Raw genomic sequence first — 312 nt, 5'->3', positions numbered from 1 at the left:
AAAAAAAGAGAAAAAAAAAAAAAAGGAAGAAGAGGAAGAGAGGGAAAGAGAGAAAGAGGGGAAGAAGAGGAAGGAAAAAAGAAAGGAAGAGAGAAGAAAGAGGGAGGAGGAAGGAAGGGAAAGAAAGGAAAAAAAAAAAAGAAAAAGGGGAGGAAGAGAAAGAGGGGGGGGAGGGAAAGAAAAAGGAGAGAGGAGAAGGGAGAAGGAGAGAAAAGGAGAAGAAGGGGAGAGGAAAAGAAGGAGAAAAAGAGGAAAGAGAGGAGGGAGGAAGCGCGCGAGGCGAACCGGGCGACGAGGTCGTCACGTTCGAGA

Annotated in this window: 1 protein-coding gene; it reads left to right on the top strand. The window is 46.2% G+C overall.

Features of this window, described 5'->3' with window-relative positions; translation table 11 throughout:
- The coding region (locus NR112_RS23350; protein ID WP_256796482.1) for a hypothetical protein at positions 1-312 on the top strand (312 nt) is incomplete at both ends.

This window comes from Terrabacter sp. Ter38, assembly GCF_024519435.1.
Taxonomy (GTDB): Bacteria; Actinomycetota; Actinomycetes; order Actinomycetales; family Dermatophilaceae; genus Terrabacter.
The sequence above is the reverse complement of the archived record's forward strand: the minus strand, read 5'-3'. Positions and strand labels throughout refer to the sequence as shown.